Origin of the sequence: Aeromonas sp. QDB54 (assembly GCF_027707385.1) — a bacterium.
Taxonomy (GTDB): Bacteria; Pseudomonadota; Gammaproteobacteria; order Enterobacterales; family Aeromonadaceae; genus Aeromonas; species Aeromonas hydrophila.
In genome coordinates this window covers 151,507-176,934 of sequence record NZ_JAPCIT010000008.1, presented here as the reverse complement: position 1 = coordinate 176,934, position 25,428 = coordinate 151,507, and the positions used below count along the sequence as shown (strand labels likewise).

The following is a 25,428-nucleotide window of genomic DNA, read 5'->3' as shown; positions in this document are numbered from 1 at the left end:
GATATACCAAAAAGTGAGTAATAAAAAAGGAGGCCGGAGCCTCCTTTTTGCTTTCCTCTCCGGCGCTTACAGCGCTTTCAGGATAGCCTCGACGCTGGCCTTGGCATCGCCAAACAGCATCTGGGTGTTCTCCTTGAAGAACAGCGGGTTCTGCACACCGGCATAGCCAGTGTTCATGGAGCGCTTGAAGCCGATGACGTTCTGCGCCTTCCACACTTCCAGCACCGGCATACCGGCGATGGGGCTGCCCGGATCTTCCATCGCAGCCGGGTTGACGGTGTCGTTGGCACCGATCACCAGCACGGTATCGGTATCGCTGAAGTCTTCGTTGATCTCGTCCATTTCCAGAACTATGTCATACGGGACTTTCGCTTCCGCCAGCAGCACGTTCATGTGGCCAGGCAGACGACCGGCAACCGGGTGGATACCGAAGCGCACCTTGACGCCGCGGTCACGCAGCTTCTGGGTGATCTCGGCAACCGGATACTGAGCCTGCGCCACCGCCATACCGTAGCCCGGGGTGATGATGACGGAGCTGGAATTCTTCAGCAGGTCAGCCACTTCCTCGGCGCTGGTTTCGCGGTATTCGCCCATCTCCTGGTCAGCCGTGGAGGCCACGCCATCGGAGCCGAAGCCACCGGCAATCACCGAGATGAAGGAGCGGTTCATCGCCTTGCACATGATGTAGGAGAGGATCGCACCGGAGGAACCCACCAGCGCACCCACCACGATCAGCAGGTCATTGGAGAGCATGAAGCCCGCCGCCGCTGCCGCCCAACCGGAGTAGGAGTTCAGCATGGAAACCACTACCGGCATGTCGGCGCCACCGATGGAGGCCACCAGGTGCCAGCCGAAGGCGAAGGCGATCAGGGTCATCACCAGCAGGGCAAAGGTAGAGCCACCCGCGTTGACGAAGTAGACCATCAGCGCCAGCGAGGCGACCACGGCCAGCAGGTTCAGCTTGTGGCGGTGCGGCAGCATCAGCGGCTTGGAGGAGATGAGGCCACGCAGCTTGCCAAACGCCACCACGGAACCGGTGAAGGTCACCGCACCGATGAAGACGCCGAGGAAGATCTCGACCAGGTGGATGTTCAGCATGGCGCCGGAGAGGTGCTCGACCTGGGCTATGCTTGCCGCCTGCTCGAACGCCGCACGGGCGGCTGCCAGGGTGGCATCCAGGTTGGAACCGACGGACACGACCACTTCAGCAGGCGCGGAGGGGTGCAGATCGATGAAGCTGTTGAAGCCCACCAGCACGGCCGCCATACCCACGAAGCTGTGCAGCACGGCCACCAGCTCTGGCATCTCGGTCATCTCGACCTTCAGCGCCAGACGCACGCCGATGGCACCGCCGATCACCATGGCCAGAATGATCCAGTGAACGCCACTGGTTTCCGGGTTGAACACGGTCGCGAGCAGGGCGATGGCCATCCCCGCGATACCGAACAGGTTGCCATGCTTGGCCGTCTCTTGCTTCGACAGTCCCGCGAGACTGAGGATGAAGAGCACGGCGGCAACGATATAGGATGCTGTTACCAGTCCTTGAGACACGTTAAACCCCCTTAATCCTTACGGAACATCTTCAGCATGCGCTGAGTGACGGTGAAGCCGCCGAAGATGTTGATACTGGCAATCAGCACGGCGACGAAGGCCAATGCGGTGACCAGGGTCGACCCTTGCCCAATCTGCAGCAGGGCACCGACCACGATAATGCCGGAGATGGCATTGGTGACCGACATCAGCGGCGTGTGCAGGGCGTGAGAGACGTTCCACACCACGTAGTAACCGACCACACAGGCCAGGATGAATACGGTGAAGTGGGAGAGGAACGCCGCAGGCGCCACGGCAGCAACCCAACCGAAGGCGGCGATGCCGAGGGCACCGAACACGAACTTCTTGTTGGAGGGCTTGGCCGCTTCCTTCTTGGCGGCCGGTTTGGCGGCAGCCGGTTTTTGCGGGGCGGCAGAGACCGAGATGGCGGGCGGCGGGAAGGTCACTTCACCGGCCTGGATCACCGTCATGTTGCGCTGCACCACGTCTTCGAAGTTGATGGCGACGTTGCCGTCCTTCTCCTTGCACATCAGCTTCATCAGGTTGACCAGGTTGGTACCGTAAAGCTGGGAGGATTGGGCAGGCAGGCGGCCCGGCAGATCGGTGTAACCGATCACCTTGACGCCGTTGCCGGTGACATGCAGTTCACCCGGCACTGTGTATTCGCAGTTGCCGCCAGCCTGGGCAGCCATGTCCACGATCACCGAGCCCGGCTTCATGCTGTCCACCATCTCTTTGGTGATCAGCTTGGGTGCCGGCTTGCCCGGGATCAGGGCGGTAGTGATGATGATGTCCACTTCCTTGGCTTGCTGGGCAAACAGCGCCATCTCGGCCGCGATGAACTCTTCGCTCATCACCTTGGCGTAACCGTCGGAGGAGGAGCCATCCTCGCCACCGAAGTCCAGCTTGAGGAACTCGCCACCCATGGACTCGATCTGCTCGGCCACTTCCAGACGGGTATCGAACGCACGCACGATGGCACCGAGGGAACCGGCAGTACCGATGGCGGCCAGACCGGCTACGCCGGCACCGATCACCAGTACCTTGGCGGGCGGCACCTTGCCGGCTGCGGTGATTTGGCCGGTGAAGAAGCGACCAAACTGGTGCGCGGCTTCCACCACGGCACGATAGCCACCGATGTTGGCCATGGAGGAGAGGGCATCGAGGGACTGGGCACGGGAGATCCGCGGCACCATGTCCATCGCCATCACATTGATGTTGCGCGCGGACAGCTTCTTGACCAGCTCAGGGTTCTGGGCAGGCCAGATGAAGCTCACCAGGGTGGCACCATCTTTAATTTGTGCGATCTCGGCATCGGTCGGCGCATTGACCTTGAAGATGAGGTCGGCTTGCCAGACGCTCGGCACCACGCTGGCACCGGCAGCCTCGAAGGCGGCATCATCGAAGCTGGCCAGCAGGCCGGCACCGGCCTCGATGGCGACCTCGAAGCCGAGCTTTTTCAGCTGCTCAACGGTGGCCGGGGTCGCTGCGACCCGGGTCTCACCGGCGAGACTCTCTCTCGGTATTCCAATCTGCATGACTATTCCCTGATGGTTAATAAACAATCGCTGCCCAGTGTCGCATTTCTGGCGAAACAAGACATGACCAAAGTGCAGGTCACGGGCCCTTTGTTATGAAAATCAGTAGGCTTTACCTCAACCTCCTGTCATGGCCAGGCCCCCGCTTTTCAGGCGCGAAGGTGATTAGTATCAAATTTTGGAGTTTTATTACAACCGCAGTCCCGGCGGGGCGCGTACAGAATTCAGCCCGTCCCGGACCATGATTTAAAAAAACAAACCAAATTAGCGACTTATACCAGTAAAAAGCGCTGGAAAAAGTGATCCAACCAGTCAAAAAAAATGTTTTACCGGCCCTCTATCTTAGCGCTTTTTGTTCTTACGAAATCCGCACGGATCACAGATATCGGGCCGAAAACGAAAAAAGTAACTGTTTTGTAACAGACAAGGGGCCGGCTACCCGCCAAATGAGCGGATCCGGCCCCTGCTATTTAATCGTTTCGATGGTGACGGGCCAGTGCGCCCCGCTTACCAGGCCGCCTCATAAATATGCTGGCTCTGCACCAGGTCGATATCGCCGTGCTCGCCGATGGCGGTCATGCCGTGTTCCGCCAGCTTGCCGAGCAGGGTATCAATTCCTGCGTCCGCCACGCCGTAATCCCGCAGCCGGGTCTTGACCCCCATCCGCTCGAAGAAGTCGCGGGTGGCGGCGATGGCGCCATCGATGCGCTCCGCTTCACTGCCGCTGCGCAGGTCCCACACCCGCTCGGCGTATTGCAGCAGCTTGGCGTGTTTCTGCTGGCGCTTGGCCTGCAGCAGGGCCGGCAGCACCACCGCCAGGGTCTGGGCGTGGTCAAGGCCGTGCAGGGCGGTGATCTCGTGGCCCAGCATGTGGGTCGCCCAGTCCTGCGGTACACCGGCCCCGATCAGGCCGTTCAGCGCCAGGGTGGCGCTCCACATGATGTTGGCGCGCACCTCGTAGTTTTCCGGTTCCACCAGCGCCTTGGGGCCCTCTTCCAGCAGGGTCAGCAGCAGACCTTCGGCGAAGCGATCCTGCACCTTGGCGTTGACCGGATAGGTGAGGTACTGCTCCAGGATGTGGATGAAGGCATCCACCACCCCGTTGGCCACCTGACGGGCCGGCAGGGTGTAGGTCAGCACAGGATCGAGCACGGCGAAGCGTGGCATCACGAACGGCGAGAAGAAGTGCACCTTGTCGCCGCTGCTGCGACGGGTCACCACGGCGCCCATGTTCATCTCGGAACCGGTGGCAGGCAGGGTCAGCACGGCGCCGAGCGGGATGGCGGAGCGCACTTCGTTGCCCACGGTCTCGAGGATGTGCCAGGGATCCCGGGCCGGATCATAGTGGGCGGCCGCGGCGATGAACTTGGTGCCGTCGAGCACGGAGCCGCCGCCGACGGCCAGCAGGAAGTCGACCCGCTCGGCGCGGGCCAGCTCGACCGCCCCCATCAGGGTTTCATAGGTGGGGTTGGGCTCGATGCCACCGAATTCAAACAGGGTCATGCCGGCCAGCTCGCTGCGGATCTGGGCCAGCAGGCCGCTGCGCACCACGCTGCCGCCGCCGTAGGTGATGAGGATGCGGGCATCGCGCGGCAGCTGTTCACGCAGCTGGGCGACCTGGCCCTTGCCGAACAGGATCTTGGTCGGGGTATGCAGGGTAAAGTTGTTCATCGACATTGCCTTTGTGAGTATCTGGCGGCCTGGCCGCAAAAATGTGATTGCATTTTTCTCCAGACAACCAATACCATCAAGGCAACATCCTGCTTTATTTTTGCCTATTCCTACAAAGCAACCAAAACAGAACCCAAGAGCATCCCATGCAGACCCGCTACACCGATCTCGCCGCCAAGCTGGCCCGCCACGTCACCGCCCCCGGCATCACCCCCTCGCCGGTGGGTCAGGTGAGCCTCATCTACACCGCCGAATACCACGGCCGCACCCCGGTGCTCTATCAACCGCGGATGATAGTGATCCTGCAGGGGCACAAGGTGGGCTATCTGGCGGACCAGGTGTTTCGCTACGACCCCAATCACTACCTGCTGATGACCCTGCCGCTGCCCTGCGAGTGCGAGTGCTTCGCCTCCCCCGAGCAACCCCTCATCGGCTTCTCCCTCGAGATCAACCTGGTGACTCTGCAGGAGTTGCTGCTGGAGCTGGGGGATGCCCTGCCCGCCCCCACCCCGCAAAAGAGCGGCGTGCACTCGGTGCCCCTGTCGGAGGCCATGTTCTGTGCCGCCGAGCGGCTGATCGATCTGATGGACAAACCCCATCACGCCAGAGTGCTGGGGCCGCAGACGGTGCGGGAGATGCTGTTCTATGCCCTGCACGAGGGGGGCGGCTCCGCGCTGCAGGCGCTCGCCAACCGCCACAACCATGTGGGCCAGATTGCCCGTGTGCTGCGTATGATAGAGTCGCGTTACGCCGACAACCTGACCATGGAGGAGCTGGCGCGGGAGGTGAACATGAGCGTCTCCGCCTTCCACCACCACTTCAAGGCGGTCACCGCCACCTCGCCGCTGCAGTACATCAAGTCGTTTCGCCTCCACAAGGCGCGGATGATGATGCTGCACGACGGCATCAAGGCGGGGACCGCGGCGACCAGGGTCGGCTACGAGAGCAACTCCCAGTTCAGCCGGGAGTACAAGCGCTTCTTCGGCAGCACGCCGACGGATCAGGCCTCCCGCTTTCGGGAAGGCCAGCTGCGCATCATAGAGGGATAACCAGAGAGGAATTGTTCATGCGTGCACTGCTTTGCCTGCTCACCGCCTGTCTGCTGACGGCCTGTACCGGCCTCGCTGACGGCATCCGCCCCGTTACCGGCTTCCAGCTCGATCGCTACCTCGGCACCTGGTACGAGATTGCCCGCCTCGACCACGGTTTCGAGCGCGGACTGGAGCAGGTGAGCGCCACCTACAGCCTGCGCGACGACGGCGGGGTCAAGGTGCTCAACCGCGGCAAGCAGAGCGATGGCAGCTGGCGTGAAGCCGAGGGCAAGGCCTACTTCGTCGACAAACCGGACGAGGCACGGCTCAAGGTGAGCTTCTTCGGCCCCTTCTACGGCGGCTACAACGTCATCGAGCTGGATCCCGATTACCAGCTCTCGCTGGTGACCAGCTACAACCACGACTACCTCTGGATCCTCGCCCGCTCACCCAATCCACCCAAGGCCAACGTGGATGCGCTGGTCGCCAAGGCGGCATCGCTGGGCTTTGCCACCGATCAGCTGATCTGGGTCAAGCAGACCCCCTGAGCCTGCCGTGAAACAAGAAAGGGCAGCCCGCGGGCTGCCCTTTTTCATGGACGTTCGAGTGATAATCAGAGCCGGAAGCGGCCAATCTCCTGCTCCAGTCGCTCGGTCAGCCCCTTCAGCTCGGCCGCCTGCGCCGCCTCCTGATTGGCCTGCTCGGCCAGCTCCTGGGAAACGTGGCGGATGTTTTCGGTGTTGCGGCTGATCTCGCTGGTGACCGAGGTCTGCTCTTCGGCCGCCGCCGCAATCTGGGTCGCCATGTCGCTGATGGCGCCGATTGCCTCGTTGATCTGCCCCAGGCTCAGGTTGGCGGACTCAGCATCCTCCACGCTGGTGCCCGCCAGCTGGCGGCTGGTCTCCATGCCGCTCACCGCCCGGCGGGTGGTCTGCTGCAGGGTCTCGATCATCTGCTGGATCTCGTCGGTGGAGTCGTGGGTGCGGCGCGACAGCACCCGCACCTCGTCCGCCACTACCGCAAAACCGCGACCCTGCTCACCGGCCCGGGCGGCCTCGATGGCGGCGTTGAGCGCCAGCAGGTTGGTCTGCTCGGCGATGCCGCTGATGGTGGCCAGAATGCCGCTGATCTTCTGGGCATGGGCATCCAGCTCCACAATGATCTGGCTGGCGTCGGCCACTTCGTCCGCGAGCCCCGTGATGCTGCGCTGGCTCTGGCCGACCTGCGACTGGCCGGCGACCGCCAGCTTGACCGCATCGCCCGAGGTGGAGGCGGCAAACTCGGCGTTGCCGGCGATCTCCTGGGTGGCGGAGGCCATCTCGGTCACCGCGGTCGCCACCATCACGATCTCGTCCTGCTGCTGGCGTACCCGCTGGCTGCGGGACTGGGCGCCGGCCGCCTGGGCGCGAGACTGGGCCGCCAGCTCGACGGTGACGTCCCGCAGCCGGCTGACGATGCCGTGCAGCCGCGCCACGAACTGGTTGAAGCTCTCCGCCAGCTGACCCACCTCATCCTTGCTGCGGGTGTTGATGTGTACCGTGAGGTCCCCCTCGCCGTGAGCGATATCATGCAACGCGCCGGCCACCCGGCCCAGATCGGCAAACAGATACTTGAACATGGCGGTGAGCAGGGCGCTGAATACCAGCATCAGCACCAGAGTCAGCCCCACCAGCTGCCACAGCAGGGTGGCAAGCGGCGCCTCCAGCACGTCGCGATACATCACCATGGCCAGCAGCCAATCGGTGCCCGCCACCGGCTGCACCGCCAGCAGCACGTCACGCCCGTCCAGGGTGGCGGCGTGCAGCTCGTTGTTCTCGCGGCCCCACTGCTGGAAGGTGGCCGCCGACAGGTCGGGGGAGAGCTCAGCTATCTGCTTGAGCGCCAGCTCCTTGTTGGGGTGGCCGACGATGAGGCCGCTGCTGTCGAGCAGCATGGCGTACCCCTCGCCCTGCACCTGCATCGCCAGCACCTCGTCGATCAGCTTGTCGAGCGCCAGGTTGGCCCCCACGGCGCCGACCAGTTCGCCCTGATGGAGCACCGGCTCGGAGAGGGTGACCACCAGCTTCTGCATGGTGACGCTGACATAGGGAGCGGTGACGATGAGCTGCCCCGCCTTCACCGCGTCCTGATACCAGGGGCGCTCGCGCGGGTCATAGTTGCCGGTGTTGAGGGAGGGGTCCTGGCGGGTCATCACTCCCTGGGTCGAGCCAAAGTAGGTGAGCCCGAACCCGCCCGAGGTGTAGGCCTGCTTCAGGTGCGGCACCAGCTCGGCCTGCGGGTTGTCGGCGATCAGGTTCACCAGCGCGTGCACCGTGTTCTTGCGATCCGCCATCCAGTCGCCGATGGCAACCGAGTAGGCGTGACCATAGTTGATCGCCTCGCTCTGGATGGCGCTCATGGTGCGGGATTTGAGGGTGTGAAAGGCAACGATGCCGAGCAGTGAGGCCATCAGCAGCACCACCCCCAGACTGGTGGCCAGCAGCTTGCCGCGCAACGAAAGTGTCATGACTACGGATCCTTGTTGTTGTGACGGGCCAGGGAGAGACCCTTATTTAATCAAGGCTATCGGCGAACAGGTACCGGGACTTTAGTGACTCCGTTCAGTTTGTGCCTTTTAAGCCGCAGGACGTGCTACCGATCACGAAAATGGCGACATCCCTGTCTGCCAGCCCTCGTTTCGGCGAGCAAGGCGTCAGCTGTCGACGGGTCGATGCGACCTCAGAGCGGGGTCTCGCCACCCAGCTCGGTCAGCAGCAAATTCAGCAGCGCGGGCGGGCGCTCCCCGTGCCAAGCCAGCGCAGTGGTTACCACCTGCACCTCTCCCGCCAGGGGGCGGATCACCACGTTGGCCGGGGCGCTCTTGCGCAGGGTCTCGGGCACCAGGGCCACCCCCTGGCCACAGCCGACGAAGGCCACCTGGGAGGCTACGGTACGCGCCTCATGCAGCACCCGGGGAGCGAAGCCCGCCTCGTGGCAGCAGGCCATCAGGGTATCGAAATAGGCCGGGTTGAGGGCGCGGGGGAACAAGACGAAGGGATCCTCCGCCAGGGCAGCCAGGGGCACGGACGCTTCCCTCGCCAGCGGGTGGGTCAGGGGCAGGGCCACCGCCAGCCTGTCCTGCTTCAAGGGGCGCACTCGTATACTCCCCTCATCCCGCCCGGCCAGCCGCACCAGGGCCAGATCCAGTTCGCCGCTCTCCAGCGCCGGGATGGCGTCGGCGCTGTCTATCTCCCGCACCGAGACGGTGACGCCGGGATGGCTCAGCTTGAGCCGCTCGATCACCGCCGGCAGCTCGTCCAGCATGGCGGAGGTGATGGCCCCTATGGTCAGCAACCCCACCTGACCCGATGCCGCCTCCCGCACCGCCAGCTCCAGGTGTTCGAGCTGATCCGCCAGCCGCCGCACCGCAGGCAGGATCGCCTGACCCGCCGGGGTGAGCTGCACCCCCTTAGGGGTGCGATCGAACAACTTCACCCGCAGGGCATGCTCCAGCACCTTGATCTGCTCGGTCAGGGGCGGCTGGGTCATACCGAGGCGGCGGGCTGCGCGGCCGAAATGGCGCTCCTCGGCCACTGCCAGAAACAGCCAGAGATGGCGGACGAGTCGGAAATTGATCATGGTTGATAGCCTGTTCGAATCGGGTCGTTACTTTCTTTGAATTTTACGTATAGGCATAGGCTCACAACAATGACGCCGACCCTCTCAACAACATAGGAAGCGACGTGCAAGCCTACCTGATGTTTATCGCCATGGCAGGACTCACCATACTGAGTCCTGGCCCCAGCACCCTCAAGTCCCTCACCAATGCCCTCAATCACGGGCTGGGACCGGCCCTAGTCGGCATGGCCGGCCTCACCTGCGGGGTGCTGGGGGTGGCCACCCTCTCCGCCACCAGCCTGGGGGTGCTCCTCGCCACCTCCCCCACCGCCTTCGAGTGGGTGCGCTACGGCGGCGTGCTCTACCTGGCCTGGCTCGGGGTGAAGCTGTGGCGCAGCCCCCCTCCCAGGATGGGTGAGAACCCGCCATCGGCCCGCCACCGGCTGTTCTGGGAGGGTGTCATGCTGCAATTCACGAACCCCAATGCGCTGATCTTCTTCCTCTCCATACTGCCCCAGTTTATCGACCATCGGCGCGCCTATTTGCCGCAGTTCCTGTTGCTGGTTTCCAGCTTCTGCCTGCTGATGGTGCTGGTGCACGGCGGCTACATCTTCTCGGCCCGCAAGGCGCGGCGCTGGCTGCAAGGGGGTGGCGGGCGCTGGATCAACCGCCTCGGCGCCCTCGCCTTCGGGTTGCTCGCCATGGTGCTGCTGCGGGGCTAGGAGGCCCCGCACTCTCGATGCCCACCAGGGCGCGTATCACCCGGCGGCCATGTAGCGCTCGCTCTCTTCGAAGAACTCGGCCAGCGCCCACCACATCAGCACAGGGTTCGAATACATGGGGAAGTGGCCGCAGCGGGGGATCTCGGTCAGCCTGACCCCGGCCTGCGACAGCGCCCCCAGATAGGAGAGGTGGGCGTTCTGCTCCCCATACAGGAAGTGCCGGGGGCACGGCAGGGCGAGGAACTTGCCGAGCAGACCCCCCTCATCCGAATGGGCCACCATGGAGCGGAAGATGGGGCGCACCGCCTCGGTGCATACCTTGTGACGCAGGCTGGCGGCATAGAGGGCGCTCGCCATGTCCCGGCCATGGCGGGTGCGTTCGATGAAGGCGGCGAAGAAGGCCTCGTCACTCTGCGCCGGGTAGGCCTGCACCTGACGGCTCAGGAAGCAATCCTCCGGCGCCAAGTTGCCCTCCATGCTGGTGAAGCTGAGCACCCGCTCGGGATGGCGATATGCCAGCAGCAGGGCGGTCAGCCCGCCCATGGAGTGGCCCACCAGATGGAAGCGCCCGAACCCCTTGCTCTCGATCATCTTGAGTGCCGTCAGCACCAGCAGATCCAGATCAATGCGATCCGGCCTGTCCAGGGTGGTTGCCCCGCAGCCGGGGGCATCCCAGGCGAGGAAGGGGCGATCGTCGAAGTCGGGATGGTGGACGAGGTCGGCGTAATCCTCCTTGGTGGAGCCGAAGCCGTGCAGGAAGACGACGGGGGCACGCGTACCCGGGCGGCCGATGGCGGCGATGCCGAGCCGCACCTCCCCCAGTTGCAGGGCTTGGGTCCATTCGGTGAAGCGGGGGGACATGGGATCTCCTTGGTATGGATGGGCCAACGATGGCGGCCCCCGATTATGGCCAGCCCCGGCGAGCCGGTGAATTTTGATCAGCGTATCAACACCATTCGCTCAGACTATGACGATGGCGCTGTTCATTCGATTTACCAGTTCCTGCCCGCCCCTCGCGCCAATGAAAAAGGCCGCCATATGGCGGCCTTTTTAGGCAACATTATCCCTATCTCACCCGGGCGATGGCGGTATTGAGCCGCATATTGGTCGCATCCAGCCCTGGGGTCTGACCATGGAAGTCGAACTCCAGCCTGACACCGGGGCGGAACAGCAGGCAGTGGGTGGAGCCGCCGAAGTGGAACATGCCAAGCGGATCCCCCTTCTGCACTCGATCCCCCGCCTGCACCGTGATCTCGCAGCTCGACACCTCGGCCATCCCCACCGGCACCACGCACATCAGGCCGATTTTGGGGTTGTCGGCCTCGATGAAGATGAGTGCCCGGGTCGCCACCGAGGTGAGGAACGGCTGGGAATTGTTGGGGGCGCTGGGATCCGCCCCCTGCGGGTCGGCAAAGCCTTCGAACTGGTTTTCCAGATAGTAGGTGCCGTTGACGATGCGCACCTTGCGGATGGTGCCGCTCACCGGGCTGTGCCAGCGGTGGTAGCTGAGCGCGCTGAGGAAGGCCTGGTAGACGGTACCACCTTCGAAACGGGGTGCCAGATCGTCAAAATCGAGCATGTTGTCCAGCGAATAGGGCTGCCCCTTGAGCCAGAACTGATCGCTGCGGCTCACCTCCTTGCGCACCTGCAGCGGCGCCGATTCGCAGGCGTTGACGATGACACTGTCATCCGTCGGCGCAGATACCGGCCGCACCCCGGCCCGAAACCGGCGGGTGAAGAAGTCGTCCCAGCAGCTGAACCCGTGGTATTCGGCCGCCGGCTCGCACTCGAAGATCTGCTCGAAGCTGCCCGGCGTGGGGTTGGGCCCCTCCCCGACCGCCTCGTTCGCCACCTTGACCATCTCGGCCTTGGCCACCTTGCCAAGCCAGGGCACCACCAGGGTCTCCTGATCCAGCCGGCTGACCGGTTCATTCAACACGTAGCGGGAAGCCGGGCTCTGCAGGAACTGGGCCCAGTAGTCGAGGATCTTCTTGAACTGCTGGTTGATCAGGGCGTTGGCAAAGAAGTGATAGCCGGACTGGGTAGCCATGGGCCAGTCGAGCAGGGCATTGATGGGAAAGCCGATGAGACCGGATGGCTCGTGGCTGGGGATGTCCTGATACGCCTCGGGCGCCGTGGTCATGATGCCGTTGAGCAGCCCCAGGAACTCCTCGAACGAGCGTACCTCTGGCTGGCCGAGCGGGGTCAGGTGCTTGTGGCGCCAAGCTTCCTTGAACATGGCTTCGGCCTGGGCATGCAGCGCAGGGTCGGCATGGACCAGATCCCGCAGCTCGGCGATGGGGGGCACCAGCGCCCGCGGCTGCTGGGTCACGTAGTGCTTGATCCGCCGGATCCAGCGCTCGATATGGGCGCCATCCTGGGGGATCCAGCCACCGGGACGGGACTTGTTCAATCGGGTTTCAACTGCCTTGTTCATGGTTCGCTCTCCTCAGCTGATGTTCACGCCCACAATCCACGGCTTGAGCATTGAGTGCCGGCCTACCAACGGCTTGCCTGGGCACCGACCCTGTTATGTAGCACAGGGAACGCGGCGGGACGATTGCCAGAAACGACAGGGCAAACCGGCGCAACAACGACTAGCGGTCGGGATGAACGAGTACAACGGGAGGGAACGCCCTGCAACGACAGGCGAGACAAGGGACGACGAGAAAAAACGGGAGGCCCGGAAAAGCGAAAAGCCAGCTCAATGAGCTGGCTTCTCTGAAAAATGGCAGGGGCGGCAGGACTCGAACCCGCAACCATCGGTTTTGGAGACCGCTGTTCTACCAATTGGAACTACGCCCCTGCAACAAACGAGGCGAATTATACAAAGCCGGGATCAAAGGTAAAGGCTTTTTTCTCACTTTCGGTGCGATTGCACAAAGGACGAGCAGATCTCGTCACTTTTTACAGCCAAAGGGGGTAACTCGCTGTATTTACAGCCTTGTTTGGGTAGGAAAGCAGCGGCAATGGGGGTAGGGTGAAGAGGTGGCCAGGCAATGAGGAGGCTGCTCATGCTCAATTATCGGTTACTTCAACAACTTGCACCGCTCAACTTCCGGGATGAGAGCAAAACCGAGGCCCTGCCGGACTATCTGGCACGGGTCGCCCCGCTGGTGCCCTTCATTCCCGACAATGTGCTCTCCCAGTGGATTTACCGCCATTGGCGCGGTTTTGAATCCAACTGGAGCTTTATCGATCTCGCCCGCCACCAGTTCGAGTGTGAAAGCTGGCCGACCGCCAGGATCATCGAGCAGACCGGTTCCCGCCATATGGAGGTGGTCGAACGCTGGGGCGAGATGCTGAGGCACAACCGTTACGTCCGTCGCTCCTGGCTCGGGGAGTACATGCTGAGTCAGGGTACCTGGTCCGAACCCATCATAGTGCTGGCATCGGCGGCGGGCAGCAGCTACCCGGACGGTCACCCGCTGCCACAACCCTATTGTCTGCTGGAGGGGCATCACAGACTCGCCTATCTGCGCAGCATGGCCGCAGATGCGCAGCCCTTGCAGGCCGAACACCAGGTGTGGGTTTGCCGGCCAGTTCACGAAAGTTAAACGTTTTTCCGAGCAAATCTTGCCTTTGAAATAAATTTTTGACAATTCAAAATGCGACTCTATAATCTGTCCGGTTTGAAAAAAGGTCAGGACAGGACGATGCAGTTTTTGCTGAAAAAGACAGCCTTGCAGACGGGTGGAGCGCACCAGAGCGGCCCCGTTGTTTCCGGTTCCCGACCCACAGATCCCCAATTGTTTTTAAAAAAAGCCCCTGTTTCAGGGGCTTTTTTTTGTGCCCGAAAAACCTTCATTGATGTCAAAGGGAATGCAGACGATGACCAATCCACTCTATAAGAAACATGTCATCTCCATTTCGGACCTGACCCGGCCCGACATGGAACTGGTGGTCGCAACCGCACAGCGGTTGAAGGCCGAGCCCGACACCCGCTTGCTGAAAGACAAGCTGGTTGCCAGCTGCTTCTTCGAAGCCTCCACCCGTACCCGCCTGTCGTTCGAGACCGCGGTCCAGCGCCTGGGTGGCAACATCATCGGCTTCGCCGACGGTGGCAACACCAGCGCCAAGAAGGGCGAGACCCTGGCCGACTCCATCAAGATCATCGGCTCCTACACCGATGCGGTGGTGATGCGTCACCCGAAAGAGGGGGCTGCCCGCCTCGCCTCCGAGTTCTCCCGCGTGCCGGTCATCAACGGCGGCGACGGCTCCAACCAGCATCCGACCCAGACCCTGCTCGACCTCTTCTCCATCCACGAGACGCAAGGCAAGCTGGACGGCCTCAACGTCGCCTTTGTCGGTGACCTCAAGTACGGCCGCACCGTGCACTCGCTGGCCCAGGCCCTCAGCCTGTTCAACTGCCGCTTCTTCTTCATCTCGCCGGAAGCGCTGGCGATGCCGGACTACATCTGCGAGGAGCTGGAAGAGAAAGGCATCCAGTTCAGCGTGCACGAGACCATGGAAGAGGTAATGCCGGAGCTGGACATCCTCTACATGACCCGGGTCCAGAAAGAGCGCTTCGACGAGACCGAATACAAGCACATGGCCGCCAAGTTCGTGCTGGAAGTGGCCACCCTGGAAGGCGCCAAGCCTACCATGAAGATCCTGCACCCCCTGCCCCGCGTCGACGAGATCGACGTCGCGGTCGACAAGACTCCCCACGCCTACTACTTCCAGCAGGCGGAGAACGGGGTTTATGCACGCCAGGCGCTGCTGGCTCTGGTACTGAACGAAACCGTCTAAGGGAAAGGGGTATATCATGTCCGAGAAGAACCAACTGCAAGTCGAAGCCATCCGTCACGGCTCCGTCATCGACCACGTCCCCGCCGGCCAGGGCATCAAGATCCTCAAGCTGTTCCAGCTGATCGAGACCCAGGAGCGCATCACCGTCGGTTTCAACCTGAAATCCGGCGCACTGGGCAAGAAGGATCTCATCAAGATCGAGAACACCCGCCTGACCGAACAGCAGGCCAACCAGCTGGCACTGTTCGCCCCCAAGGCGACCGTCAACATCATCGAAGACTTCGCCGTGGTGAAGAAACACCAGCTGGAGCTGCCGGAGTTCATCGCCGGGGTGTTCCACTGCCCCAACTCCAACTGCATCTCCCACAACGAGCCGGTGGACAGCTACTTCCGGGTGCGCGAGGTGAAAGGCGTGGTGCGGATGAAGTGCAAGTACTGCGAGAAGTCCTTCACCCAGGACATCGTCAGCGAACGCTACTGATAGCCAGACTCAAAAGATATCCAGGTGGGCCCCAAGGGGCCCATTTTTGACCCCTGTCACATCACCAAATAACCAGTTGGTTATAATTTGCCATCCAAACAGAGCTATTCCCGCTCATTTCCTGCCAGTGCATTGATTGCCAGTATTTTTTGCTGATATTCAGCGAATTCGGCAGATATCGAGCGTTTACCGTCGGTCATCATCAAAGGAATTCGCCGTGGTCAAAACCCTCAGTCGTCCCGTGGAACAAGAGCCCGATCTGGCCCAGCTGGATGCCTGTCGCCAGATCATCGGCCAGCACTGCTACAGCACCCAGGAGGAGATCCGGCGCGAGCTGTCGGAGCGCGGTTTCGCCGACATCAGCCAGTCCACCATCTCCCGTCTGCTGCGCCGGCTCGGCGTAGCCAAGGCCCAGAACGCCAACGGCAAGAAGGTCTACACCCTGGTGGACGAGCAGCTGGAGCCCGCCGGCAGTACCCGCTCCATCCACGACATGGTGCGTGAAGTGGTGCACAACCAGCAGATGGTGCTGATCCACACCACTCCGGGTGCCGCCACCGTGGTGGCCCGCCTGCTGGATCGCAACGCCAATCCCGAGATCATGGGCGCCGTCGCCGGCAACGACGTGGTGCTGGTCGCCCCGCGCCACATCAGCCGCACCCGTCAGGCCCATGCCGCCGTGGTGCGCACCCTGGCACAAGCCCGCTAAGCCCTCTCCCCCGAAGAGATCGAGGCGACCAGAAGGTCGCCTTTTTGTTGCCGCTGATCTTCGCCAAAACGGTTCATCCGCATCCCCCCCCCTCCCCACGACTTGAGTCGTCATGAGTCAGCCATAAAAAAACGGGAGCCAGCGGCTCCCGTTTTCAGCTTTCTCTTCGTTGTAGATCAGAGCACAGCACCCAGGCTCAGGCAGACCACGATCAGCACTGTCAGCAGGCCAAGCAGCGGCGCCACCCATTTCAGCCAGCGTACGTAGGGCACCTTGGCAATCGCCAGGCCACCCATGACCACGGCGGAGGTCGGGGTCACCAGGTTCACCAGGCCGGAGGCGGACTGATAGGCGGTGACCACCAGCTCGCGGCCCACGTTGGCGAAGTCGGCCAGCGGCGCCATGATCGGCATGGTCAGCACGGCCAGACCAGAGGAGGACGGCACCAGGAAGGAGAGCACCACTTCCAGCACGAACATCACGTTGATGAACACCACGGTGGAGAGGCCGGTCACGATCCCTTCTGCGCTGTGCAGTATGGTGTGGGTGATCATGCCGTTGTCCATCACCACCACGATACCGCGGGCGATACCGATGATGAGGGCAACACCGAGCAGGTCGCGGGCACCGTCGATGAAGTTGGAGGTCAGCTCCTCTTCACTCATGCGGGAGATGACACCGACGATGATGGCGGCAGCCAGGAACACGCCGGAGATCTGCGCCATCCACCAGCCCAGCACGGCCACCCCGTAGATCATCACGGCGAAGGCGGCGACGAAGATACCCAGCACGATTTTACGGGTCAGGGTGAACTCCAGCATCTGGTCGCTCTTGTTGCCAAGGAAGTGGGCACGGTTCTCTTCCCACTTGTCAGCCACCAGGGATTTGCTCGGGTCGTTGCGCACCATCTTGGCGTAACGCATCACATAGGCCACGCACAGCAGCCAGCCGGCGACCAGCATGGCGACACGTAACCAGATGCCGTCGGTGAAGGAGATACCGGCCGCGTTGGCGGCAATCACGGTGGCGAACGGGTTGATGGTGGAGCCCAGGGTACCGATACCGGCCCCCAGCAACACGGTTGCGGCAGCCACCACCGGGTCGAAGCGGGCGGCCATCATCACAGGCACCAGCAGGGTGTAGAACGGCAGCGACTCTTCGGCCATGCCGTAGATGGTACCGCCCGCGGCGAACAGCGCCATCAGGATCGGAATCATCCACTCTTCACGGCCGCGCAGACGGTCGGTTACACGCTCGATACCGGCATCGATGGCACCGGTCTTGGTCACAATGCCAAGAAAACCACCGATGATCAGGATGAACAGGGAGACGTCGATGGCGCCTGCCTGATAAGTGTCATGGTTATAAAGACCGTCGATAGGTGCCAGCAGCACGTCGACGATCCCCTGGGGATTACCCTCCACCAGTTTGTAGGTACCCGCCACCGGCACTTCCTTGCCGAGGGCTTCGTTCATGGTCATTTCATATTTGCCGGCCGGCACTATCCAGCTCAGGGCGGCCACCAGGGCGATCAGCACGAACAGTATCGTGTAGGCTGACGGGAACTTGAATTTGGTCATGGTCCAGCTTCCTTCTGTGGGTGTGGTATCCATGCAGGCTGCGGGTCGTAGGGTTAGAGGTATTATGCCGCTGTCACATGGTCGAAAAGCCGGGGGTCACCCCCCGGCACCACTACTGCGACCTTAGTCGCCCAGCGTAGCAACCATCACTGCCTTGATGGTGTGCATCCGGTTTTCGGCCTCGTCGAACACGATGCTGTGCTCGGATTCGAACACGTCCTCGGTCACTTCCAGGCCTTTCATGCCATATTTGTCAGCCACTTCCTTGCCCATGGTGGTCTCATCGTTGTGGAACGCCGGCAGGCAGTGCATGAACTTCACATCCGGGTTCTTGGTGGCGTTGATGACATCCATGTTGACCTGATACGGGGTCATCAGTTTGACGCGCTGATCCCAGGCTTCTTTCGCTTCACCCATGGAAACCCAGACATCGGTGTAGAGGAAGTCGGTACCCAGCACACCCTCTTTGACGTCTTCGGTCAGGGTGATGCGTGCGCCGGTCTCTTCGGCGATCAGGCGGCACTTGGCAACCAGCTCTTCTTCCGGCCAGAAGGCTTTCGGCGCAACCAGGCGGATGTCCATGCCCATCTTGGCGGCACCGACCATCAGGGAGTTACCCATGTTGTTGCGGGCATCACCCAGGTAGGCGAACTTGATTTGATCCAGACGTTTTCCCTTGCCGTGCTCCAGCATGGTCATGAAGTCGGCCAGGATCTGGGTCGGGTGGAATTCGTTGGTCAGGCCGTTCCAGACCGGTACACCGGCGTAGGCACCCAGCTCTTCCACGATCTCCTGACCGTAGCCACGGTATTCGATACCGTCATACATGCGGCCCAGTACCCGGGCGGTGTCCTTCATGGACTCCTTGTGACCGATCTGGGAACCGCTTGGGCCGAGGTAAGAGACTTGCGCGCCCTGGTCGAAGGCCGCCACTTCAAACGCACAGCGGGTACGGGTGGAGGTCTTCTCGAAAATCAGGGCAATGTTTTTGCCGGTCAGGTGTTTACGCTCATAGCCACCGTATTTGGCTTTCTTCAGGTCGATGGCCAGATCGATCATGTATTGGATTTCGCGCGGGGTGAAGTCCAGCAGTTTCAGGAAGTTACGGTTACGCAGATTAAAAGCCATGATGAGTTCTCTCTATATTTGTTCAGACCAATTTAGGCAGTAGTGTTGACTACGCATTCTTCAGTACAGATTTGTAACTACGCATTCACAGTACGGGTGGCGACGATATTGGTACCGGCTTCGCCCTTGAGGATGGCCAGGCCATCTTCCAGCGAACCGATGCCGACCATGCCGCCGGTCGCTTTGACAAATTCACAGGAGGCTTCGACTTTCGGCCCCATGGAGCCAGCATCGAACTTGACCCCGGCCAGCTCGTCCGGGCTGGTGATCCGCAGCGGACGCTGGGTCGGTTTGCCCCAGTCCAGATAGACGGCATCGGCATCGGTCAGGATCAGCAGGGCGTCGGCCTTGATCTGCTTGGCCAGGTAGGCGGCTGACATGTCCTTGTCGATGACGGCTTCGATGCCGGTCAGGCTCTGGCCATCCCAGGTCACCGGGATGCCACCACCACCGGTACAGATGATGAGGTGACCCTGGGCGATCAGGGTTTCGATGGCGTCGCCTTCGACGATGCGCTGGGGCAGCGGGGACGGCACCACACGGCGGAAGAACTTGCCGTCAGCCTTGACCACCCAGTGCTTCTCTTCTGCCAGGGTGCGGGCTTCCGCTTCTTCGTAGACGGGGCCGATAAATTTGGTCGGATTGGCAAACGCCGGATCCTTGGGATCGACCTGCACCTGGGTCAGCAGCGCGGTGACGTTGCGGCTCGGCATCAGGTTTTTCAGCTCCTGGATCAGCATGTAGCCGATCATGCCCTGAGACTCGGCGCCCAGCACATCCAGCGGATAGGGGGATACCTTGGTGTAGGCACTGTTTTGCAGGGCCAGCAGACCGACTTGCGGGCCGTTGCCATGCACCAGCACCACGTTGTACTCCTGAGCGATCAGGGCGATGGTCTTGGCGGCGGTGGCGATGTTCTTGCGCTGGATGTCAGCTTCGAGCGGCTCGCCACGACGGAGCAGAGCATTGCCACCCAGGGCGACGACGACAGTTGGTTTTTTCATGAGTGTTACTCTCGAATCTTGGTATTTGTGGCGCCGGCCTCTTGCCGGTGCCACGCCGTCTTGTTAGATGCCGTCGCGTTCCATCGGGCAGCTCATGCAGCGGGCGCCGCCGCGACCACGTCCCAGCTCTTCACCCGGGATGGGCAGCACTGTGATGCCGGCCTTGTCATACTTCTCGTTGGTGTAGGTATTGCGCTCGTAACCCACCACCACGCCGGGACGCACGGTCAGCACGTTGTTGGCATCGTTCCACTGCTCGCGCTCGGCCTCGAAGGTGTCACCACCTGTGGTGATGAGCTTGAGCTGATCGACACCCAGTGCCTTCTCGATGGCGGTGACGAAGTAACCCTCTTCCTTGATGTTCATGCCGGTGGCGCCGCCCGGAGTCAGGCTCCAGCAGTTCACATCCTTGCGGATGACTTCCGGATAAACGGAGAAGGTGTCTATGTCCATGTGGGTCATGACGGTATCGAGGTGCATGCAGCTGCGGTGTTTCGGCAGTTGCATGGCGATGACCTGTTTGGCCTGGCCGTGTTTGAACAGACCGCGAGCCAGGTGTTCGACCCCTTGCGGTGTGGTGCGCTCGGACATGCCGATGAGCACGGAACCGCGGCCGATGACCAGTACGTCGCCACCCTCGATGGTGGAGTTGTCGTAGTCGCGATCTTCATCACCGAAGTATTTGATGAAGTCTTGGCCGGCGAACTGCGGGTGCCAGCGGTAGATGGCCTTCACATGGTTGGTCTCGCGACGACGGGCGGCCTTGGCCATGGGGTTGATGGAAACGCCACCGTAAACCCAGCAGGAGGTGTCACGGGTAAAGAGGTGGTTGGGCAGCGGCTCGATGATGAAGTCGGTCGGGGCGTGCATGCCGACGACCATGTTGACGCCGCTGTAGGGCATCTCGGAGTAGGTCAGGCCGCCGGAGAGAATGCGGGCCAGTTCACGGTGCGGCATGTCTGCCAGGAAGCAGCGCACGTCGTTGGCAAAGGAGGTGCCGAGGCGATAGTCGGAGACCTGATGTTGCAGCAGCCAGGTTTTGGCTTCCGGCACGTCCAGGGTTTCGGCCAGCAGATTGGTCAGCAGGAAAACTTCGACATTCTGATCGCGCAGTACCTGAGCGAATTTGTCGTGCTCCTGACCGGCACGTTCAACCGACAGGACGTCATCAAACAGCAGATCCTGGCAGTTGGAAGGAGTCAGACGCTTCAGACTGAGGTTGGGGCGGTGCAACATGACACGGCGCAATTGGCCAACTTCAGAACCTACATAAAATTTGCTCATGATTATATTCCGTCTAGCAGTGGTCCCTGCGAGTGATTGAATAGATTCCTTCTATTCATGCTCGTGGCTAAGGCGGGATATTCTGTATGTAGGGTAATCGGCTTGTGTTCTATCCTGCCCTTGCCTTTCGAGACCGAGGTTAGACCTGCGAATCACACCAAACTTAGACATTGATCACATTCACTTATAACTGAATAAAATCACGGTTTATTCTTTGATAGGGATAACAGAACTGACAATCTCCCATTCATCACCTTCGTTTAAATACGCACTTTTCATCGTGAATTTTTCATATTTCTTCTTGTTTCATTCATCTACTATATCTACTAAGGGATATATAGAAAAACAAAAAACCTTCAATTTCATAGAGATAAAAACATAATCAACATTCATTGAATTTAATATGCAAAAAATTGAATTTTATGAGATTTCAAAGCGGTGATACGGGGAAATAAATAGTCATTGCCTGCCTGCTCACTGAATAATCTGTTTGTTGTCCCAGATCATGGCATCTCGTCCAACCCGCTCGCGCAGGCCCGCTGCGGCGCACCTGCCGGCTCATCATTTATATGGATATGCACCCAGTCCGCATCTTGGCCGATCATTTTTCAGGACGCCTGCCATCGGCTCTTTTCAAACTTTTTTCATTAGTTGAATTTATTTCAGCACCTTGCGTCACCAACCACCTCGGCTTAACTCAGAAAGTGATCAGGATCACACCCGTTTTATCACCAAGGAGCTAACCATGAAGATCAAATCACTGCTGTTGTTTGCAAGCCTGCTGCTGCCCATGACCCCTGCATTGGTCAGTGCAGAAGGGGCGCCGGCCATGCCGCTGGTGGTATGCCAGGTCGATAAGGCTCCCCAGATGCTGGTACCGGCCTATATCTGTCAGTGGTATGGCGGCAGCCAGTACTACTGATAGTGAGAGCCCAAGAGGAGGCCACCTCCTCTTGGCTTGTCATGGCCCAACCCCCTCCTATACTCAATGCAGCTGTTTTTCATAGGGATAGGAGACGGTCATGATCCTGCTGGTCGGTGGCGAAAAAGGGGGGAGCGGCAAGAGTTGCCTGGCCCAGAATCTGGCGGTTTACCTCAGGACCCAGTTTCATGGCGAGGTGTTGCTGGTCGATTGCGATCCACAGCGCACCACCTCGGACTGGATCCAGGAGCGCAATGACAATCCGGACCTGCCCCAGATAAATTGTGTTCAACTCTACGGCAACATCCGCAACGACCTGCTCAGCCTGAAAAACCGCTATGACTATCTCATTGTCGATTGCGGCGGCCAGGACAACCGGGCACTGCGTTCCACCATGGCTGTCGCCACCCACGCCCTGATCCCGCTACGTCCCAAACGCCGCGACCTCAAGACCTTGCCGCACATGGAAGACCTCATCACCACCTGCAAGATGGTCAACCCCAGCCTGCGGGCAGCCGTGGTGCTGACCCAGTGCCCTGCCCTCCCCAATCAGGTGAAACGGATCCTGGAGGCCAAGGAGGTGTGCGCTTCCTTCGGTGTCGACGTACTCAACTCCATTACCTATGGCCGCAATGTCTACGATGACAGCGAGGAGAAGGGGTTGTCGGTGATGGAAATAGAACCGGATGGCAAATCGGCCGAAGAGATCCGGGCCATTGCCAAGGAGTTTCTGGAGCTGGGGGTGTGAGATGGGCCTTGCCGACCTGAAGAAAAAACACAATCTGCATCATCAGAAGAAGTTCACCATTGACGAGTTCATCGAAGATGCTGACTTCTACGCCAAGGGCAAACCCCAGGTTGTCAGTCTGGAGCTGAATCTGCATCGGGAGGAAGCCCTCACTGCACTCGCCTTCATCGAGAATGGTGAACACCTGAAACCCAGCTACAAAAAAGCGACCTTTTCACTGAGCACCACGGCCATCGATGAGCTTGGCAGCCTGACCCAGCAGGATGGCATGAACAAATCCCTGTTGCTGCGTCTGTTTACCCATTACTTCTCCTCCTTGAGCCCGGAAGAACGCCAAACCATCTATGAACGGCTTCAGGAACACAACTGACACGACAGTCGTGACACTTGTTATCGCCCCCAGCTCCCCGCGCTCTGCTCCCCTTATCCCTTTCTGAACCCCGGTTAAACGGCGTGTGAGATATTCGCCATTCACCTCGTGAGCAAAGCGCCGGAAAAGCTCTCGTAATAGTCGGAAGATAGGATCAAAAAACCTGAACACAAATAAACCAACTAACTGATTTAAAATGAAATATATCGAAACAAGTTTCCTTCGTAACGAGATGCGTAAAAACGTTTTTCAATCTACCGTTGTCGTGCCCCGTGAAATCCTTATAGTTACTCCTGCACGGACGCAATGAAGTCGGTCAGGAAGACTGGCTGCCAGGGTTGGGCAAATGGACTCACCACAGGATGTGGTAAAGGACACCTCCCAGGACGGAGAAAGTGCGACGGGAACGGATGACTCGTCAGGCCATGATGGCTAAAGGACACCCCAAAGGATTGGGAAGGGGAAACCTAAAGGAAGAGGTATAGTCAGGGATTGCAGGGAGCAACTTCGTTCAAGGACATGAGCGATAAGACTATCGGGGGCGACGCAAGTCGCCCCCATCTTTTTTGGCCATTTTTCTTCGACGGCCAGCCTCCAACATCTACTCGAGCCGGAAGTGGCCCACAATCTCCCGTAACCTGTCGTAGGTCTGCTGCATCGCGGCGGAGCTGGCTACCGTCTCCTCCCCGTTGTGAGTCAGCTGGCGGATCACCTCGGCAATCGCACTCATGTTGCGATTGATCTCTTCGGCTACCGCACTCTGCTGTTCCGCCGCCGTGGCGATGTGGCTGATAAGATCGTTGATCTCCACCACCTCTCCCGCCATCAGATCCAGCGATTCATTGACCCGGGTGGTGTTCTCGGCGGCGCCCTGGCAACTCTGCTTGGTGTTGCTCATGGCATCCACCACCGTCTGGGTACCCCGCTGCAGACTGGCCAGCATGGTCTGGATCTCCGCCGTGCTCTGCTGGGTGCGAGCGGCGAGGGAACGCACCTCGTCGGCCACCACCGCAAAGCCACGCCCCTGTTCACCGGCGCGGGCCGCCTCGATGGCGGCGTTGAGGGCCAGCAGGTTGGTCTGCTCGGCTATGCTGCCGATCACGCCCAGTACTGAACCAATCTGCTGCACATCTTGCTGCATGGCCTCGATGGAGCGGGCAGTGGCCTCCACCTCGTCCACCAGCGCCATCACGCTGGCCATGGCCTGATCCACCACCTGGCGGGACTGGCTCGCCAGCTGCTGGCTCTGGCCGGTCAGCTGGGCCGTGCTGGCCGCACTCTCCGACACCGAGACGGCGGTACGGCTCATCTCGTTGATGGCGGTCACCACCTGCTCGGTCTCCCGCACATGATCCGCCAGCAGGGACTGGACGGCACCGGTCTGGCTGGCCAGCCCCTCGATACCGCTGTTGAGCTGGCCACTGGCTTGCCGCACCTCGTTCATCATCTCCTGCAGCCGCTCGATAAAGCGGTTGATACCGGCCGAAATCTGGCCCAGATCATCGGTACTGGTTACCGCCAGCCGACGGGTCAGATCCCCGCTGCCACGGGAGAGCTCCAGCACCAGATCCCGCAGCGAAAGGATGGGACGATAGGCCAGATTGAGCGCCAGTACGGCGAGCACCATCACCACCACCGCCACCCCGAGCAACGCCATGATGATCTGGCCGTTGAGCGCCTGGGTCATGGTACGGATGTAGTCGAGATCGATGTAGCCAGTCAGCGTCCAGCTGCTGCCACGGATATCCAGCGGATTGGGACGAGCCTCGTTCTCCCCCTGTGGCTTGCTGCTGTAGAGCACATTGCCCTGGCCATCGGCCAGCGAGAAGTAACGCCCCTCGCCGCTCACCTTCTCCAGCAGGTTCTTGAACTCGCTCATGTCGAGGTAATAAAGGTAGGCAGAGTCGGCCCCTCGCGGCACCAGAATGGAGATGACGGGCTTGCCATCCACCTGCTGCAGCGGGCTGACGGTGATCTGGTTGTTGGCGGCGGGGATCAGCTTGCGCAGCGCATCGACCTTGGCCGTATCGTTGATGACCCCGCTCACGTCGAACGCCATGTCGCCGATCACCTTGACGATATTGTGAAAGCCGGTCTCTTCCAGCGTCTTCTTGACGTTGGTCACCCCGAAGTTGAGGTTGGCCGCCAGCAGGATTTTTTGATTGATGTCGCTGGCCAGCTTCTCTTTGACCAGGGAGATCTGCTCGTTGATGTTCTGGGTGGCCTGAGTGCGGATGTAGGCGCTGATGAAGTGATTGACGCTGAACCAGGCAGTGCCGATGGTGACCAGAATGGCCAGCAGCAGCAAGACGTAAATCTTGACCTTGAATGGCATGGGAT

The 25,428-nt window shown here is 60.7% G+C and carries 23 protein-coding genes and 1 tRNA gene; 11 read left to right on the top strand and 13 right to left on the bottom strand.

The annotated features are described in order from the left end of the window. Positions 1–66: 66 nt before the first annotated feature. The 3 genes from pntB to yqhD form a co-directional block, all read right to left on the bottom strand. The gene (gene pntB, locus PG881_RS10395) at positions 67–1,551 is read right to left on the bottom strand and encodes a Re/Si-specific NAD(P)(+) transhydrogenase subunit beta (RefSeq protein WP_270799808.1); all 1,485 of its coding nucleotides are present in this window, start codon (positions 1,549–1,551) and stop codon (positions 67–69) included. A gap of 11 nt (positions 1,552–1,562) precedes the next feature. Next, complete coding sequence (gene pntA, locus PG881_RS10390; protein ID WP_011707743.1) at positions 1,563–3,089, bottom strand: Re/Si-specific NAD(P)(+) transhydrogenase subunit alpha; 1,527 nt, start codon at positions 3,087–3,089, stop codon at positions 1,563–1,565. Between the two features lie 507 nt (positions 3,090–3,596). After that, positions 3,597–4,760, bottom strand: coding sequence for an alcohol dehydrogenase (gene yqhD / locus PG881_RS10385; RefSeq protein ID WP_026080327.1), 1,164 nt, complete (start codon positions 4,758–4,760; stop codon positions 3,597–3,599). Between the two features lie 146 nt (positions 4,761–4,906). Here yqhD and PG881_RS10380 point away from each other — a divergent pair, with 146 nt between their 5' ends. Both PG881_RS10380 and PG881_RS10375 read left to right on the top strand, forming a co-directional pair. Further along, the gene (locus tag PG881_RS10380) at positions 4,907–5,809 is read left to right on the top strand and encodes an AraC family transcriptional regulator (protein WP_270799802.1); all 903 of its coding nucleotides are present in this window, start codon (positions 4,907–4,909) and stop codon (positions 5,807–5,809) included. A gap of 17 nt (positions 5,810–5,826) precedes the next feature. Then, on the top strand, positions 5,827–6,339 hold the full coding sequence (locus PG881_RS10375; protein ID WP_016352297.1) for a lipocalin family protein: 513 nt from the start codon (positions 5,827–5,829) through the stop codon (positions 6,337–6,339). A 65-nt stretch (positions 6,340–6,404) separates the two neighbouring features. On the opposite strand, the gene PG881_RS10370 is transcribed toward PG881_RS10375, so the two are convergent. Both PG881_RS10370 and PG881_RS10365 read right to left on the bottom strand, forming a co-directional pair. Continuing rightward, a complete protein-coding gene (locus PG881_RS10370) occupies positions 6,405–8,297 on the bottom strand; it encodes a methyl-accepting chemotaxis protein (RefSeq protein WP_270799796.1) in 1,893 nt (630 codons plus the stop codon). A 212-nt stretch (positions 8,298–8,509) separates the two neighbouring features. Beyond that, positions 8,510–9,409, bottom strand: coding sequence for a LysR family transcriptional regulator (locus PG881_RS10365; RefSeq protein ID WP_270799794.1), 900 nt, complete (start codon positions 9,407–9,409; stop codon positions 8,510–8,512). A 104-nt stretch (positions 9,410–9,513) separates the two neighbouring features. On the opposite strand from PG881_RS10365, the gene PG881_RS10360 reads away from it, so the two are divergent. Beyond that, positions 9,514–10,110 carry a LysE family translocator gene (locus PG881_RS10360; protein WP_039212991.1) on the top strand — a complete coding sequence of 199 codons (597 nt, stop codon included), beginning with the start codon at positions 9,514–9,516 and terminating at the stop codon, positions 10,108–10,110. A gap of 36 nt (positions 10,111–10,146) precedes the next feature. Here the strand turns inward: PG881_RS10360 and PG881_RS10355 are convergent, their stop codons facing one another. From PG881_RS10355 to PG881_RS10345, 3 genes are all read right to left on the bottom strand, one after another. After that, complete coding sequence (locus PG881_RS10355) at positions 10,147–10,971, bottom strand: alpha/beta fold hydrolase (RefSeq protein ID WP_270799790.1); 825 nt, start codon at positions 10,969–10,971, stop codon at positions 10,147–10,149. Between the two features lie 205 nt (positions 10,972–11,176). Next, positions 11,177–12,547 (bottom strand): phosphatidylserine decarboxylase family protein, encoded by a 1,371-nt coding sequence (locus PG881_RS10350; RefSeq protein WP_252376263.1) that lies wholly within the window; start codon positions 12,545–12,547, stop codon positions 11,177–11,179. A gap of 292 nt (positions 12,548–12,839) precedes the next feature. Beyond that, positions 12,840–12,916 (bottom strand) — tRNA-Trp (locus tag PG881_RS10345). Positions 12,917–13,124: 208 nt separating this feature from the next. Here PG881_RS10345 and PG881_RS10340 point away from each other — a divergent pair. From PG881_RS10340 to PG881_RS10320, 5 genes are all read left to right on the top strand, one after another. Beyond that, positions 13,125–13,667: a hypothetical protein gene (locus PG881_RS10340; protein ID WP_077095701.1), complete on the top strand. Its 543-nt coding sequence runs from the start codon at positions 13,125–13,127 to the stop codon at positions 13,665–13,667. 99 nt (positions 13,668–13,766) lie between these two features. Beyond that, positions 13,767–13,961 (top strand): hypothetical protein, encoded by a 195-nt coding sequence (locus PG881_RS10335; RefSeq protein WP_123785055.1) that lies wholly within the window; start codon positions 13,767–13,769, stop codon positions 13,959–13,961. Beyond that, a complete protein-coding gene (pyrB, locus tag PG881_RS10330) occupies positions 13,942–14,862 on the top strand; it encodes an aspartate carbamoyltransferase (RefSeq protein WP_016352301.1) in 921 nt (306 codons plus the stop codon). Before PG881_RS10335 ends, pyrB begins: the two co-directional genes overlap by 20 nt. A gap of 16 nt (positions 14,863–14,878) precedes the next feature. Continuing rightward, positions 14,879–15,343, top strand: a complete 465-nt coding sequence (gene pyrI / locus PG881_RS10325; RefSeq protein ID WP_011707750.1) for an aspartate carbamoyltransferase regulatory subunit — start codon at positions 14,879–14,881, stop codon at positions 15,341–15,343. A gap of 217 nt (positions 15,344–15,560) precedes the next feature. Continuing rightward, positions 15,561–16,052: an arginine repressor gene (locus tag PG881_RS10320; RefSeq protein WP_016352302.1), complete on the top strand. Its 492-nt coding sequence runs from the start codon at positions 15,561–15,563 to the stop codon at positions 16,050–16,052. Positions 16,053–16,228: 176 nt separating this feature from the next. Here PG881_RS10320 and PG881_RS10315 read toward each other — a convergent pair whose 3' ends face one another. The 4 genes from PG881_RS10315 to arcA all read right to left on the bottom strand — a co-directional run bounded on the left by PG881_RS10315 (position 16,229) and on the right by arcA (position 21,048). After that, positions 16,229–17,632, bottom strand: coding sequence for a YfcC family protein (locus PG881_RS10315; RefSeq protein ID WP_011707752.1), 1,404 nt, complete (start codon positions 17,630–17,632; stop codon positions 16,229–16,231). Between the two features lie 123 nt (positions 17,633–17,755). Next, a complete protein-coding gene (gene argF / locus PG881_RS10310; RefSeq protein ID WP_017409770.1) occupies positions 17,756–18,760 on the bottom strand; it encodes an ornithine carbamoyltransferase in 1,005 nt (334 codons plus the stop codon). A gap of 77 nt (positions 18,761–18,837) precedes the next feature. Continuing rightward, positions 18,838–19,764: a carbamate kinase gene (gene arcC, locus PG881_RS10305; protein ID WP_011707754.1), complete on the bottom strand. Its 927-nt coding sequence runs from the start codon at positions 19,762–19,764 to the stop codon at positions 18,838–18,840. Positions 19,765–19,827: 63 nt separating this feature from the next. Next, on the bottom strand, positions 19,828–21,048 hold the full coding sequence (gene arcA, locus PG881_RS10300) for an arginine deiminase (RefSeq protein ID WP_011707755.1): 1,221 nt from the start codon (positions 21,046–21,048) through the stop codon (positions 19,828–19,830). Positions 21,049–21,793: 745 nt separating this feature from the next. On the opposite strand from arcA, the gene PG881_RS10295 reads away from it, so the two are divergent. The 3 genes from PG881_RS10295 to PG881_RS10285 all read left to right on the top strand — a co-directional run bounded on the left by PG881_RS10295 (position 21,794) and on the right by PG881_RS10285 (position 23,088). Beyond that, positions 21,794–21,970: a hypothetical protein gene (locus PG881_RS10295; protein ID WP_270799783.1), complete on the top strand. Its 177-nt coding sequence runs from the start codon at positions 21,794–21,796 to the stop codon at positions 21,968–21,970. A gap of 100 nt (positions 21,971–22,070) precedes the next feature. Beyond that, positions 22,071–22,718 carry an AAA family ATPase gene (locus tag PG881_RS10290; RefSeq protein ID WP_073352123.1) on the top strand — a complete coding sequence of 216 codons (648 nt, stop codon included), beginning with the start codon at positions 22,071–22,073 and terminating at the stop codon, positions 22,716–22,718. A 1-nt stretch (position 22,719) separates the two neighbouring features. Continuing rightward, entirely contained in the window at positions 22,720–23,088 is a 369-nt protein-coding gene (locus tag PG881_RS10285) for a CopG family transcriptional regulator (RefSeq protein WP_106551536.1), read from the top strand. Between the two features lie 601 nt (positions 23,089–23,689). Here the strand turns inward: PG881_RS10285 and PG881_RS10280 are convergent. Continuing rightward, positions 23,690–25,423, bottom strand: coding sequence for a methyl-accepting chemotaxis protein (locus PG881_RS10280; protein WP_270799781.1), 1,734 nt, complete (start codon positions 25,421–25,423; stop codon positions 23,690–23,692). Positions 25,424–25,428 lie beyond the last annotated feature (5 nt).

Excerpts from the sequence above, each read along its gene's own strand:
- pntA (WP_011707743.1), bottom strand. The coding sequence starts at position 3,089 with ATGCAGATTGGAATACCGAGAGAGAGTCTCGCCGGTGAGACCCGGGTC.
- yqhD (WP_026080327.1), bottom strand. The coding sequence starts at position 4,760 with ATGAACAACTTTACCCTGCATACCCCGACCAAGATCCTGTTCGGCAAG.
- PG881_RS10380 (WP_270799802.1), top strand. The coding sequence starts at position 4,907 with ATGCAGACCCGCTACACCGATCTCGCCGCCAAGCTGGCCCGCCACGTC.
- PG881_RS10375 (WP_016352297.1), top strand. The coding sequence starts at position 5,827 with ATGCGTGCACTGCTTTGCCTGCTCACCGCCTGTCTGCTGACGGCCTGT.
- PG881_RS10370 (WP_270799796.1), bottom strand. The coding sequence starts at position 8,297 with ATGACACTTTCGTTGCGCGGCAAGCTGCTGGCCACCAGTCTGGGGGTG.
- PG881_RS10365 (WP_270799794.1), bottom strand. The coding sequence starts at position 9,409 with ATGATCAATTTCCGACTCGTCCGCCATCTCTGGCTGTTTCTGGCAGTG.
- PG881_RS10355 (WP_270799790.1), bottom strand. The coding sequence starts at position 10,971 with ATGTCCCCCCGCTTCACCGAATGGACCCAAGCCCTGCAACTGGGGGAG.
- PG881_RS10350 (WP_252376263.1), bottom strand. The coding sequence starts at position 12,547 with ATGAACAAGGCAGTTGAAACCCGATTGAACAAGTCCCGTCCCGGTGGC.
- PG881_RS10340 (WP_077095701.1), top strand. The coding sequence starts at position 13,125 with ATGCTCAATTATCGGTTACTTCAACAACTTGCACCGCTCAACTTCCGG.
- PG881_RS10335 (WP_123785055.1), top strand. The coding sequence starts at position 13,767 with ATGCAGTTTTTGCTGAAAAAGACAGCCTTGCAGACGGGTGGAGCGCAC.
- pyrB (WP_016352301.1), top strand. The coding sequence starts at position 13,942 with ATGACCAATCCACTCTATAAGAAACATGTCATCTCCATTTCGGACCTG.
- pyrI (WP_011707750.1), top strand. The coding sequence starts at position 14,879 with ATGTCCGAGAAGAACCAACTGCAAGTCGAAGCCATCCGTCACGGCTCC.
- PG881_RS10315 (WP_011707752.1), bottom strand. The coding sequence starts at position 17,632 with ATGACCAAATTCAAGTTCCCGTCAGCCTACACGATACTGTTCGTGCTG.
- argF (WP_017409770.1), bottom strand. The coding sequence starts at position 18,760 with ATGGCTTTTAATCTGCGTAACCGTAACTTCCTGAAACTGCTGGACTTC.
- arcC (WP_011707754.1), bottom strand. The coding sequence starts at position 19,764 with ATGAAAAAACCAACTGTCGTCGTCGCCCTGGGTGGCAATGCTCTGCTC.
- arcA (WP_011707755.1), bottom strand. The coding sequence starts at position 21,048 with ATGAGCAAATTTTATGTAGGTTCTGAAGTTGGCCAATTGCGCCGTGTC.
- PG881_RS10295 (WP_270799783.1), top strand. The coding sequence starts at position 21,794 with ATGAAGATCAAATCACTGCTGTTGTTTGCAAGCCTGCTGCTGCCCATG.
- PG881_RS10290 (WP_073352123.1), top strand. The coding sequence starts at position 22,071 with ATGATCCTGCTGGTCGGTGGCGAAAAAGGGGGGAGCGGCAAGAGTTGC.
- PG881_RS10285 (WP_106551536.1), top strand. The coding sequence starts at position 22,720 with ATGGGCCTTGCCGACCTGAAGAAAAAACACAATCTGCATCATCAGAAG.
- PG881_RS10280 (WP_270799781.1), bottom strand. The coding sequence starts at position 25,423 with ATGCCATTCAAGGTCAAGATTTACGTCTTGCTGCTGCTGGCCATTCTG.